The sequence below is a fragment of the Rhizorhabdus dicambivorans genome (assembly GCF_002355275.1).
Taxonomy (GTDB): domain Bacteria; phylum Pseudomonadota; class Alphaproteobacteria; order Sphingomonadales; family Sphingomonadaceae; genus Rhizorhabdus; species Rhizorhabdus dicambivorans.
Map to the genome: position 1 here is coordinate 169,669 of NZ_CP023451.1, position 11,705 is coordinate 181,373.

12 protein-coding genes are annotated in these 11,705 nt (G+C 62.7%); 11 read left to right on the forward strand and 1 reads right to left on the reverse strand.

All coding sequences use genetic code 11. The annotated features are described in order from the left end of the window. The first annotated feature begins 4 nt into the window (after positions 1 to 4). From CMV14_RS25375 to CMV14_RS25425, 11 genes are all read left to right on the forward strand, one after another. The gene (locus CMV14_RS25375) at positions 5 to 364 is read left to right on the forward strand and encodes a hypothetical protein (RefSeq protein WP_066701135.1); all 360 of its coding nucleotides are present in this window, start codon (positions 5 to 7) and stop codon (positions 362 to 364) included. After that, complete coding sequence (locus tag CMV14_RS25380) at positions 357 to 1,031, forward strand: TrbI F-type domain-containing protein (RefSeq protein ID WP_066701134.1); 675 nt, start codon at positions 357 to 359, stop codon at positions 1,029 to 1,031. Before CMV14_RS25375 ends, CMV14_RS25380 begins: the two co-directional genes overlap by 8 nt. Further along, complete coding sequence (locus CMV14_RS25385) at positions 1,012 to 1,548, forward strand: S26 family signal peptidase (RefSeq protein ID WP_066701133.1); 537 nt, start codon at positions 1,012 to 1,014, stop codon at positions 1,546 to 1,548. Before CMV14_RS25380 ends, CMV14_RS25385 begins: the two co-directional genes overlap by 20 nt. Continuing rightward, positions 1,545 to 2,201, forward strand: a complete 657-nt coding sequence (gene traW, locus CMV14_RS25390) for a type-F conjugative transfer system protein TraW (protein ID WP_066701132.1) — start codon at positions 1,545 to 1,547, stop codon at positions 2,199 to 2,201. The genes CMV14_RS25385 and traW overlap by 4 nt, the downstream gene beginning before the upstream one ends. Continuing rightward, positions 2,201 to 2,470: a hypothetical protein gene (locus CMV14_RS25395; protein WP_066701131.1), complete on the forward strand. Its 270-nt coding sequence runs from the start codon at positions 2,201 to 2,203 to the stop codon at positions 2,468 to 2,470. Before traW ends, CMV14_RS25395 begins: the two co-directional genes overlap by 1 nt. Next, positions 2,470 to 3,489, forward strand: a complete 1,020-nt coding sequence (traU, locus tag CMV14_RS25400) for a conjugal transfer pilus assembly protein TraU (protein ID WP_096367889.1) — start codon at positions 2,470 to 2,472, stop codon at positions 3,487 to 3,489. Before CMV14_RS25395 ends, traU begins: the two co-directional genes overlap by 1 nt. A gap of 12 nt (positions 3,490 to 3,501) precedes the next feature. After that, positions 3,502 to 4,248 carry a type-F conjugative transfer system pilin assembly protein TrbC gene (gene trbC / locus CMV14_RS25405; RefSeq protein ID WP_066701129.1) on the forward strand — a complete coding sequence of 249 codons (747 nt, stop codon included), beginning with the start codon at positions 3,502 to 3,504 and terminating at the stop codon, positions 4,246 to 4,248. Between the two features lie 38 nt (positions 4,249 to 4,286). Beyond that, positions 4,287 to 6,080 carry a conjugal transfer protein TraN gene (gene traN / locus CMV14_RS25410; protein WP_066967405.1) on the forward strand — a complete coding sequence of 598 codons (1,794 nt, stop codon included), beginning with the start codon at positions 4,287 to 4,289 and terminating at the stop codon, positions 6,078 to 6,080. A 283-nt stretch (positions 6,081 to 6,363) separates the two neighbouring features. Next, positions 6,364 to 7,191, forward strand: coding sequence for a conjugal transfer protein TraF (traF, locus tag CMV14_RS25415; protein ID WP_083216030.1), 828 nt, complete (start codon positions 6,364 to 6,366; stop codon positions 7,189 to 7,191). After that, positions 7,191 to 8,645, forward strand: coding sequence for a conjugal transfer protein TraH (locus CMV14_RS25420; RefSeq protein ID WP_066701128.1), 1,455 nt, complete (start codon positions 7,191 to 7,193; stop codon positions 8,643 to 8,645). The genes traF and CMV14_RS25420 overlap by 1 nt, the downstream gene beginning before the upstream one ends. An 18-nt stretch (positions 8,646 to 8,663) precedes the next feature. Further along, a complete protein-coding gene (locus CMV14_RS25425) occupies positions 8,664 to 11,477 on the forward strand; it encodes a conjugal transfer protein TraG N-terminal domain-containing protein (RefSeq protein WP_066701127.1) in 2,814 nt (937 codons plus the stop codon). A gap of 8 nt (positions 11,478 to 11,485) precedes the next feature. Here CMV14_RS25425 and CMV14_RS25430 read toward each other — a convergent pair whose 3' ends face one another. Further along, a complete protein-coding gene (locus tag CMV14_RS25430; RefSeq protein WP_066701126.1) occupies positions 11,486 to 11,689 on the reverse strand; it encodes a hypothetical protein in 204 nt (67 codons plus the stop codon). Positions 11,690 to 11,705 lie beyond the last annotated feature (16 nt).

Genomic DNA, 11,705 nt, shown 5'->3' on the forward strand with positions numbered 1-11,705 from the left:
AGGGATGGCGACGCATCCGGTCCCGACCACCGCCCGGCGATACATCGGGTTCACGCGCCATGAATGGCAGACCATGCTTCATTTCCTGCTGCATGGGCTCGGCTTTGTCGCGTCGACGATGCTCATCACCTGGGGCCTCTTCTGCCTCTTCTTCCTCGCGATCGGCGGCTTCTCGTTCGATGGTTTCGTCCATCAGCTCAATAATTTCACGACGCGCTACGTTGCCGCGGACCCGGCGCGCACCGCCGCCTTCCTCAACATGTTCGCGATCGCGCACATGATCCTTTCCACCGCCGTCGTCGCTCTTCGCGCCAATCGCATCCTTCCGCAGCGTGCGGATGAGGGAGTTCCGCCTCATGGCTGACCAACCCCAACTCGACCTTCCTCCCCCTTCCGCGCCTGAGACCCGAGCAGCGAAGCGCAGGGTCGGTTTTGGCGGCTTCACGCGCGTCCAGATGCTGATCCTGTTGCTGCTCGTCGCTGCGATCATCTGGGGAATGTGGGTGACGCGGGCACTGACCCAGTCGAAACAAGACCATATCGTTTCGGCACGGTTGTCGGCGCTGGTCGGCGACTATGTCGAGGCACAGCGCTTCTCAGGCTCGCCGCCCGACCGCGTGCGCGCCGAGATGCAGGCGTTCATGTCCTCGCTCGACAAGGAACTGCAGCGCAGGAGCCAAGACGGCCAGATCGTGCTTGTCGGTGAAGCCGTGCTCACCAAGAACGTGCCGGACATCACCGACAGCCTGAAAATGGCGGTCTTTGCCTCGGGCGTTCCCGAACCCAAGCGTATGTCCGTCGAGGAATTGCAGCGGATGCAGGAGCTCTCGGCTGCCCAATCGGCGCTGGCCGCCTCGCGTGCAGCACCGCTGGCGGCGCCGGGGGCAACCATCGATCCGATGGCTGGCGTCCCCGGCGCCAGCCCTCAGGTGCCCGCGGGCCAGGCTTTTCCGGCCCAGCCAATCCCGCCGCAGATTCCCGGTGCGTCCGTCTCGACGTTCGGAGGACCTGATGGCAACGGCGGCCAATAGGGTGGAAGCCCTGCGTTGGCGTCCCCGCACGCGCATGTGGGGGATGCTGGCGGTGGCCGTCGCCGGGACGCTTGGCTTCGGCGCGATCGGCGAATGGCGTGATGGCCACGCCCTTTTGATCAACACGACGGACTCGCTCCCGAATTGGGCGTTTCTCATCCAGCGCCACAAGCTGCCGGCACGCGGCGACTATGTGTTCTTCGATCCGCCGCCCGGCGAGCTCCTCCGCCGCCATTTCGGCGCGAAGCCACAGATGTTCGGGAAGATCGCCTACGGCGTGCCCGGCGACATCATCAGCCATATCGGCCGGACGGTCGCCGTGAATGGTCACCCGGTCGCGCAGATGAAGCCCTTCACACGCTTCGGCGAGCCGCTGACTCCTGGCGCCACCGGACGGGTGCCGGCCGGATGCTATTTCGCGGCGACGCCTCACAAGGACGGCTTCGACAGCCGTTACGGCGAAATTGGCTTCGTCTGCGGGCGCCAGATCATTGGGACAGGGGAGCCAATCCTATGAGGATGCTTGTCACGAGCTGCGTGTGCGCGGTTGCGGCGCTAGGCGCGGCGCTCGTCTTTCCCCCGATGCGGTCGGAAGCGAAGGATTATGGCCAGGCGGCACAGGCATTTCCGGTGATCGAGCCGGATCTGCTTTCGACGATCGAAGCCCGACTGCGCAGGGCCGAGGCGAGTGGCGAACTCGCGCGCACCAATGAGATGTTTGCCAAGCGCGTCGAGGCGAAGGTTCGGCGTCCTGATCCCGTGGCGGGGATAACCGCGGCGCGAGCGGCCCGAAGCTGGGACTTCGATCCTTCGGTCATGATGGAGCGCGACATTCGCGATCAGAAAGGAAACCTGATCGCCGCGGCCGGCCAGCGTATCAATCCGCTCGACTTCGTCTCGGTCCGACAGGACCTCGTCTTCATCGATGGTGACGACCCCGCGCAGACGGCGTGGGCCATCGAGCATTACTCCGACATCAAGGCCAAGATCATCCTGGTCAATGGCTCGCCGGTCGAGCTGATGACCGCGAAAAAGCGGCGTTTCTATTTCGACCAGGCAGGCAAGCTCACGACCCGGTTCGGCATCGAGCACACACCGGCAATCGTCACCCAGGCCGGCAGGGTGATGCGCGTGTCCGAAGTCGCGCTCAAGCCCGGAAAAACAGGCTGATGCCACCTTGGCTAGACATGCTTCGCACGCCGATGGCGGCCCCCGAGACCGGCGCGCTGCGACGTCTGCGCCTGATTTGGCAGATGCTTTGTCTGATGCTCGGCGCCGCGATTATTGGCCTGCAGCCGCTATCGCTCGCCTTCGGGCGGGCGGCGCCATGCGCGATCGCAGTACTTCTGCTTGCCAATATCTGCACGACCGCCGTCTACCTCGCGCGGAAGCATCGCGCCGACACCTCATTTCTGGAAGCAAGCGGGGAGGAGCAATGATGCATAGCGCGCGATGGGCTCTGCGGCTCCTCCTGACGATGATCGCCGCCTTCATTCTCGCGCCGAGCGCTCAGGCCGCGGGACCGACCTGTCACGGGAAGTTCGTCAACCCGATCACCGATGTCTGTTGGTCGTGCCTCTTCCCGCTGTCGGTGGGCGGCCTCAAGATCTGGCCGAGCGGCCGGCCGGATACAGCCAATCCGGCTTCGCCTATTTGCGCCTGCGGCAGCCCCATTCCTCGGATCGGTATCTCCGTCGGTTTCTGGGAACCAGCGCGCCTCGCGGACGTGACCATGAAGCCTTGGTGCTTTCCGAACCTTGGTGGTATCCGCATCGCACCCGGCTTCGACATCGGACAGGGCTATTTGGCCGGCCCGTCGATGGTGGGCGGCCGCTCCCAGAGCACGGCCAAATGGCACGTCCATTGGTATGTGTACCCGCTCCTCTACTGGATGGAAATCCTGACCGACTTCGTCTGCTTCGAGCAGGCAAGTTTCGATATCGCGTACATGACCGAGATCGACCCGCTCTGGCAGGACGACTCGCTGACAGCACTTATCAACCCGGAAGCCATCGTTTTTGCCAATCCGATCGCCCAGGTTGCCTGCGCCGGAGACTGCATCGCCGGCACCGCCCATTTGCCGCTCGATCCGCTATTCTGGTGCGCTGGCTGCCAGGGCAGCATGTATCCGCTCAATGGAAACGTGCCGTCGTCGATCGGCCACGTTCAGTCCTCGCGGCTCGCGCTGTCGCGCTTTGCGTACAAGATGCACCGCGAGGCGCTGGCGTGGGGAACGATGGGGTCGGCGGGCCTCTGCAAGAAGTACCTCATGCCGATCATGCGGAAGCAGCAATACCGCTTTCAGATGGTCAATCCGATCCCGACCGTGAGCGGTCGCTTCGCTTGCTCCGCGATCGGGGCATCCACCATGCCGCCCGACGCAGGCCGCGCCTATCCCGCCGGTGGCGAGGACATGGGCTACCTGGTCTGGCGCAAACGCAACTGCTGCGTTCTCTAGGGGGGCCTTTCGATGCGCGGATATCTTTGGGCTTCTACTGCTGTTCTCGGCATCGCCAGCATATCGGCGGTGCTTGCGCAGAGCGTCGATGGGATCGACGTTCAGGCGATCAAGAAGCGCTCAGCCGAGCTTCAGGCTGATGCCGAGGCGTTCGTCAATCAGGTGAAGGACAGGGGTGATGCGTTCCGCGAGGAGGCGGCCAATGTGAATGACGGTGGCATGGCCAACATGCAGCGCGTTGCGAAGACCGATCTGCCCAAGGGGCCCGCTGGTCCGGTCGACTTCGACGAAATCGTAGCGGGCGCCGCGTCGAACGCGACGGTGGGGAAGGGCGAAGCACCCCAGTTCATAGTGTTTGCCAGCCTGTCGATGCCGCCACAGGCGCTCAAGCAATTGATCGGCGATACCGCGCGCGCGGGCGGTGTGGTCGTCTTCCGGGGCTTTCCGAACAATTCGATGAAGGAGTTTTCGTCCGCCCTCGGGAAGATCGTGACCCGGCAGGACGATTTCGCCAATGTCGGTATTGATCCGCGCCTCTTCCGCGCTTTCGACGTCCAAGCTGTTCCGACCTATATCGCCGTCTCGTCCGATTTCGACCTTTGCGCCGGTTTCTCGTGCCAGACCAAGGTTCCGCCCCACGACCGTCTCATTGGCAACGTCTCGGTTGAATATGCGCTCGAGCAGTTTGCCGAGGGGAATGGCCCGGGTGCCCGCGTCGCCGCCGTTGGGCTCTCCAACATGCGCAAGGTCAATCGGTGAGGTCGATCCCCGCCTCGGCTGCGCTCGTTGTCGCGCTGATGGTCGTAACGCCGGCGCTGGCGCAAACGACCGTCGAGGAGGCGCGGGAGCAGGGCAAGGAGCTCGGCACCCAGAAGCGCAACGATCCGACGCTCGTACCGTCGAGTGACGCCCCGGCGGCAGCGGTCCCCGGCTATTCCGGCCCGAGCCTGCCCGAAGGTTCCTATTTCGACGATCCCGAGCGACTTGAGGCGGCCGGTCAATCGGCGAAGTCCTCGAACGAGCAATATCGCATCACGACGGACGCCGATCGGACGCGCGCGACGTTCAGCAATTCGGAGATCTTGGCGGCCACGCAGAGGGCGACGTCGGTTGAGAACGATCCATCCACCTATCTGGCCGGTGAAGATTATAGCGGCGGTGGCGGGTCTTGTGTGCCGTTGCCACCGGCGGTTGGGAACGCAGGCTACTACGAAGCGACCTGCAATCAGGGCACGAAGATCGAGGACCAGCCGCGCTCCTGCTCGATCACGATGGTGCCGGAGACGACGACGGTCGACGCCTTCAAATTCTTTGTGGTTCCCAACAGCGCCTACGGCACCCCGTTCGCACGGTACGATTCGATGGCGCCGCATATAACGGCCGGGACATGCCGTCCGACTGGCGTGGTGATGCAGGCGTGCGCCGCCCATCGCATCTACGGCGTTTCGACGAACAAATTTTGCGACGATTACAACGCCACCGAATATGTTTGCTCCCAGGACCTGACGGGAATTGCCTTCCTCCCTAGCCCGATTACCGGACGGGATTGGCATGCCAAAACGACCGACACGCAGGTCACCGTCAAGAGGGCCGACGGCTGTGGACCTCTTACAGCGGATGCCATGTGCATGGCCGATCCTGCGGGGGAGATTTGCACCGAGGGCCCGGAGACCCGCGTCATCAATGGGGTGCCGATAACCCAGGCATGCTGGGCGTGGAAAAGAGACTTCACCTGCCACACGCTGACTCCCGCCAGCGACTGCGGCGACCTCGAGAGCAATCGGGCCTGCACCTATTTGCGGACCGAATGCCTTGATGACGAACCGAACGGCGGCGCATGTCAGGTCGAAAACCGGGTTTATAAATGCCCGACGCCCTTGAGTGGGACCAGCGACGCACCGCAATATATTTGCGGCGACGATGTCTACTGCATCAACGGTGATTGCGAGCCGATCGTTCGCGAGGCGTCGACCGAATTCAAGGATGCGCTCGTCGCCTTGCATTCGATCGACCAGGCCGGTGAGGAGTTCGACGAGACCAATTTCACGGTCTTCAAGGGCAATCGCGAGACCTGTCACAAGCCGGTGTTCGGGCTCATCAACTGCTGCGCCGGCAAAACGTCAGGCCTGCTGACGGTCGGTGCAGGCGCAGCCGCACTGGCCGGCGGGCCTGCGGCGATCGCCGCGTTGGCGACGCCCTTCCTGACCCTGTTCGCTTGTTCGCAGGACGAGATGAAGCTCGACATCAAGGATCGGATGGGTCTGTGCCACAATCTCGGAACCTATTGCTCATCGAAGATCCTCGGCATCTGCACAACGAAGCGGACCGCCTATTGCTGCTTTGAAAGCAAGCTCAGCCGCGTGCTTCAGGAACAGGGCCGGCCACAGCTCGGCAAGCCTTGGGGGAGCGCCAAAAAGGAAACGTGTCAGGGCTTCACCGTCGACGAATTTGCCCGCCTCGACCTCTCCGTCATGAATTTCACCGAGGTGTATGCGGACTTCATGGATGCGGCGAAGCTGCCTGACGAAGTCCAGACGATGACGGACATCCAGGCGAAAATTCAGTCCTACTACGACCTCCACGGAAAATGAGGCGGGTCAGATGTGCACCACGCCGGGGGGAGGCCGTCCGAAGCCAGAAAGTCAGGGAGAATGATCATGTCGATGCCGCTTCTTGAGCTGCCCGTCATCGCGGCAGCGCTGCTGCTTCAGCCAGCGCACGAGAGCCCGTCGCCGCGCCCGCCGTGCGCCTCCCGGCACGCCGCAACGGTGGCCGATTGCTGTGTTCATTTACCGGATTGGGAAGCGCGCAAAGAAAGCCCGCCCCGCGAACGCCCTGCACAGTCGCCCGGTAAGGCCGAGGGAGGGACGGAACATGGCAATTCTTGACCGGACGGTGATCCTTGCGGCAGCTCTCTCGGCGGCGATTTGGGCGCCCGCGCTTGCCCAGGACGCGCCCGCGGCCCGAAATGATACCATCGAGCAGGATCGGCCGGACGAATTCTACTGCGGCGAGCGCAGGCTGGGGCAGTGGTTCTATTGCGCGAAGCCAAAGCCGATGGACAACGCCAAGCCGGCGACGCCTGTCGAAGCGGATCGCGCCACGGATCGGATCGCCGCGATCGCCAAGCAACTCGACGAGCTGAAGGCCAAGGCCATCCTCGAGCCGACGGAAGCGAACGTCATCAACTATATCCGCTTCCAGCGCGAACAGCTCGATCGCGCGTCGACATTCTCGGACACCTGGCAACGCGCGCTCTGGCAGAACCCGGACCTCGACTATACGCTGCAACGCCCGGTTTCGACGGTCGGCAAGCGTCTGTGGCTCGATAATCGGAAGGCCGACCGCGATGCTGTCCTCACCAGCCTCGGCCAGCGCTACGGGCTGTTCTATTTCTATGCCCAAAGTTGCGGCGCGTGCGAGGTGTTCGCGCCGATCCTGCGATCGGTCACCGATAGTCATCGGATGACGGTGATGGCCGTATCCATGGACGGCGGGCCGAGCAGGGATTTTCCGAATTACGTCGTCGATTCCGGGCAGCGGGCACGAATGGGTGTGCCGGGCAATGAAACGCCTGCGCTGGTCCTGTTCGATACCCAGACCAAGCGGACGATTCCGGTCGGCTACGGCGTGCTCAGCGCCGACGAAATCATGGACCGCATCTTCATGCTGACCAACACCAAGGTCGGGAGCGACTATTGATGACACAGGCAAAAAAGGGCGTCCTGCGCCGGAAGTTCGGCTCTGGTCTGGCGTTAATCGCAGCTTCCCATTTCGCGATCGTCGGCGTCGCGCACGCTGATGTCGCGTCTGAGATGAACGGCTTCTTCAACGATGCCGGTGGCGCCGCAAATGTCACCGGGCCGACGGCATTCCAGGGTCAGTCCGCGGGCTATTACTCGCTTGGCAACGTGTGGACCCGCTTTCCGCAGAAGAGCGTCTCGCCGTTCAATCTGCAGCTTCCGAGCGCGCGGGCGGGCTGCGGCGGCATCGACCTGTTCGCAGGCAGCTTCTCCTTCATCAACGCCTCGGAAATCGTGGCGATGTTGAAGGCGACCGCCAACAATGCCCTTGGTTTCGCCTTCAAGCTCGCGATCGATTCCGTTTCGCCAGAGATCGGGAAGGTAATGGATGAGTTCAGCCAGAAGGCGCAGCTTCTCAACCAGATGAATATATCGAGCTGCGAGACGGCGCAGGCGCTGGTCGGTGGAATCTGGCCGCAGATGGAAACCACCCGCTCGACGATCTGCGAGGCGGTCGGCAACAGCCAGGGCATATTCTCCGATTGGGCCGCTTCACGGCAAGGCTGCAACAACGGCAACCGCCGGGACAGCACAATCGCTGGCAATACCGATGCGAGCATGAAGGACCAGCTCGTCGGCGAGCCACACAACTACACTTGGGAGGCGCTGAAGAAGTCCGCCAAATTCGGGGCGTTCGACCAGTCATTCTCCGAATATATCATGACGCTCGTCGGCACGGTGATCACCACGCCATCAACCGATCCGAGCGTAGGCGGGAAGGTCATCATGTTCGGGCCCGCCGAGGAGGCGGTGGTTACGGCGCTGCTCGACGGCACGGCGAACGCACCGGCGGTGAAGATGCTCAAGTGCAACGACACGGATTGCTACGATGTCGGTGAGCAGACCCTGACGGTGCCGGCCTCGTCGGCGTTGCGGCCGCGGATCGCAGGGATGATCCGCTCGATGAGCAGCAAGATCAGGACGGACACCGCGCTCGACGGTTCGGAGAAGCAGCTCCTCAACCTCGCGACCGTACCGCTCTACAAGATCCTGTCAGTCCAGGCCTATGCGCATTACGCGCTGACCGACGGCGAAATCGAAACGCTCTCAGAGATCGTCGCAGTCGATCTGCTGGCCGCGATGCTCGATAACATGCTCGATCGCGTCGAGCAGGCGCAGACTCACTATCAGACGTTCGACCAGGCCACCGCGACGCAGTGGAAACAGCAAATCGCTGCGACGCGGCAGAAATTCGCGCAGCGTGACGTGAAGCTCTCCAACAAGCTGCAGGTGACGATGCAGATCATCGATCGCAGCATCATGCTCGAATCCACGCTCCAGAATTCGATGACGCCGGGCATGGCGTCCGCGCTCAATTTCTCGCGCGGGTTGAACGCACAAGGGCTGAATTAGGGCAGGGGAGCCGGCGCGATGCTCGAGGTCTTTACGGTCGGGGGCGGGGAATATCTCGTCAACACCTTCAACGCCGTCGCTGCCTGGTCCGGGGGAGGTGGATACCGCTCGCTCCTCCGCGTCGTGATGGTGATGGGGCTCATCTACTCTCTGCTCGTCGTCGCCTTCACGATGAACTTTCGCGTGTGGATGAACTGGTTTCTGCAATCGACGGCGATCTATCTCTGCCTCATGGTGCCGACCATCGACGTGAAGGTCACCGACCGGATCAATCCGTCACTGGCACCGGCAACGGTCGCGAACGTGCCGCTCGGGCTTGGTGTTCTGGCAAGTTTCACCACGCAGATTGGCGACTGGCTGACGCGGACGGCCGAGACCGTTTTCGTGATGCCGAGCGAGCTCAACTATTCGACCAACGGCATGGTCTATGGCGCGCGCCTGTTCGACGCCACTCGCAACTTCGTGATCCGCGATGCCGAGTTCTCGACCAATCTTGAGGAGCATTTCAAGAAATGCGTCTTCGGGGACGTGATGCTCTACCGGAAGTCGCTGACCGTCCTGGCGCAATCGAAGGATCTCTGGGCGGAAATCGGTCCCGGCTCGGAAGCCCGATCGCAGGAATGGCTCGAACGGCAGGGCGATGGGACCGTCACCAGCGCGATCGTCACCTGCCGGCAGGCTTACGACATGCTAAATGCGCGGTGGGCGCCGATGATCGAGGCGAACACGCCGTTCTGGGGGAAGGAGCTTTACCCGAAGCTGAGCAACGCGCTGGCGGCCGACAAGCTGAGGCACGATCTGCCGATCGCCAATGCCGCGTTCACCGGCTCGGGCAGCAACTACAGCGATTCCATGCGGCAGAACACGGCGATCAACGCCTTCATGCAAGCCCGCAACAGCATGGCGGGCGGATCGGGCGCGGCGACGATCGACACCTTCGCGCAGACCCGCGCCGACATTCAGGCACGCAACACTTATAATTCGATCGCACAGCAGGCGATGGCCTGGGTGCCCATCCTCAACATCGTGCTGACCGTGGTCTTCTTCGCGATGTTCCCGGTGATATTCCCATTGTTCCTGATGCCGCAAACGGGTCTCGCGACCCTGAAGGGCTATGCGATGGGCTTCTTCTATCTCGCAGCCTGGGGGCCTCTCTATGTCATCCTGCACATGATCTGCATGACAAGAGCCGAGGCCGCCGCCGCGGGGGTCGCGCCCGGCGGCGTCACGCTGGGCACCTATGCCGGCATCGGCGCCGTGAATGGAGAGACTGCGACGATCGCCGGCTTCATGCTGATGAGCATCCCATTTCTCGCCGCGGGTCTTGCACGGGGCGCGATGTCGATCGCGGGCCAGGCGACCTCGATGCTTGCGCCGGCACAGAACGCCGCCGAGGCTGCCGCGCTGGAACAGACCACGGGAAACTATTCTTACGGCAATGTGAGCTGGGCGAATGCGACGTCGAACATGCGCCAGAGCGACCAATGGTCGATTGCGCCGAGTTTCACGGGCGGTGCGACCAGCGTGGGTTGGCGCCAGGACAACGGCGCCGTGGTGTCGGGCTTCGGCAATGGACAAGATGTCATCGACATGTCGGGCGCGATCTCGCGGCTGGGGTTCACGCCAACCATGAACAGCGGCACCGTCGCGGAATGGCGGGAAATGTCGAGCGCGGCGCATCGCCAAGCGCAAGCGTGGGAGAATGCCGCGCAGGATATTCTGACCAGCACACACACGAACCGAAGTGCGTTTGGGGTCTCGTCCGAGCGATCCAGAGGCTTTGAATCTGGAAGCGGGTCCACCGCAAATACAAATGTCGAGAAGTTCGATCGTGTTACCGGGTCGAGCTCGCAGGGCCTAGAGGAGCGCTCCTCGACCGGGTTGACCGATCGGATCTCGATGGGCCGTGATCGGTCAGCCGGCACGCTCGATCAGGTGACCGGCGGGATCAATGGCGGCATCGGCGGCGGCGGAGGTCGTAAGGGTGGCGGTGGGCGGGCAGGCGGCGGGGGACTTCTTCCCAATGTCGGCGGTTCCCTTGGGGTCAGCAAGACCGGGCAACAGGTCGACAATCTTCGCTATGGCACGGATCAAACGCGTTCCTCCGACAGCTCCAGCTCGTCTTCAAGCGGTGTGCGCGACGAGCACTCCAACGGCAGCGGAGCTAGCACATCCGACGGCACTTATGTTCGTTCAGGCTCGTTCAGCCGGTCATCGGTGACGTCATCGTCCTCGGTGAGCACCGAGGACGCCCTTTCGCGGGCACGATCCTATTCCGAGGCCGCGCGGCGTATGGAAGAGCTATCGCAATCCCTCGCGCGCGATGCGAGCTTCGCCGAATCGCACGGGATGCAGCTCAGCGAGAATATGAGCCAGGATCTTGCGCAATGGTACAGGCTGCAACAGGCCCTTCATCCCAACCTTGATGCGCCCGAGCTTTGGGCGACCGACTTAACGCCGCAGAAGCGCGCGGTCCGTGACCAATTGATTCAACAGTGGGCACAGGAAAAACGAGACGCGCTTTGGTCCGAGATCAGCGGCGATATCAAGGACCCGTCGCTGGTCGACGTGTCGCGGATCGATCTCGACGCCGGCGATGTGCGCGGCTCCTATAATCCGCGCGGGGTTAGCGGGATCGGTAGCGGTGGGGGAGGCGGCGACCCTGGCGCCGCTGCCCGCATGATCGCTGATGGACAGGCGAAGCTGGACGGTGATCGGGCGGCAGCGGAAGCCGCCCGTAACAATCGCGGTGGCGCGAATGTTGATCTACAATCCGAGGTCGGCCGCGAACTCAATCGCGGTTTCTTCACCGATCCGAACTTGCGGAAGTAAAGGACCGGTCAGAGCGTCAGGTAAAGATAGGCACCCGTCGCCACGAGCAGGACAAGCGAAATCACGCCACCGATCAGGCGGCCACGCGAAAGCTCGCTAGTATCGTCATCGCTCTCGTCGGAATTGATCTCATGCGGCATCGGATCGGCCGGCCTATAGATTGGGCCGCCGGGTAGATCTTTGGTGAATGCGTATGTGATCGTATCAAACATGGGCGACTTTCTACCG

Bases quoted from the DNA above. Each gene is read 5' to 3' on its own strand.
- CMV14_RS25380 (WP_066701134.1), top strand. From the start codon at position 357: ATGGCTGACCAACCCCAACTCGACCTTCCTCCCCCTTCCGCGCCTGAG.
- CMV14_RS25385 (WP_066701133.1), top strand. From the start codon at position 1,012: ATGGCAACGGCGGCCAATAGGGTGGAAGCCCTGCGTTGGCGTCCCCGC.
- traF (WP_083216030.1), top strand. From the start codon at position 6,364: ATGGCAATTCTTGACCGGACGGTGATCCTTGCGGCAGCTCTCTCGGCG.
- CMV14_RS25420 (WP_066701128.1), top strand. From the start codon at position 7,191: ATGACACAGGCAAAAAAGGGCGTCCTGCGCCGGAAGTTCGGCTCTGGT.
- traN (WP_066967405.1), top strand. From the start codon at position 4,287: ATGGTCGTAACGCCGGCGCTGGCGCAAACGACCGTCGAGGAGGCGCGG.
- CMV14_RS25375 (WP_066701135.1), top strand. From the start codon at position 5: ATGGCGACGCATCCGGTCCCGACCACCGCCCGGCGATACATCGGGTTC.
- traW (WP_066701132.1), top strand. From the start codon at position 1,545: ATGAGGATGCTTGTCACGAGCTGCGTGTGCGCGGTTGCGGCGCTAGGC.
- traU (WP_096367889.1), top strand. From the start codon at position 2,470: ATGCATAGCGCGCGATGGGCTCTGCGGCTCCTCCTGACGATGATCGCC.
- CMV14_RS25395 (WP_066701131.1), top strand. From the start codon at position 2,201: ATGCCACCTTGGCTAGACATGCTTCGCACGCCGATGGCGGCCCCCGAG.
- CMV14_RS25425 (WP_066701127.1), top strand. From the start codon at position 8,664: ATGCTCGAGGTCTTTACGGTCGGGGGCGGGGAATATCTCGTCAACACC.
- trbC (WP_066701129.1), top strand. From the start codon at position 3,502: ATGCGCGGATATCTTTGGGCTTCTACTGCTGTTCTCGGCATCGCCAGC.
- CMV14_RS25430 (WP_066701126.1), bottom strand. From the start codon at position 11,689: ATGTTTGATACGATCACATACGCATTCACCAAAGATCTACCCGGCGGC.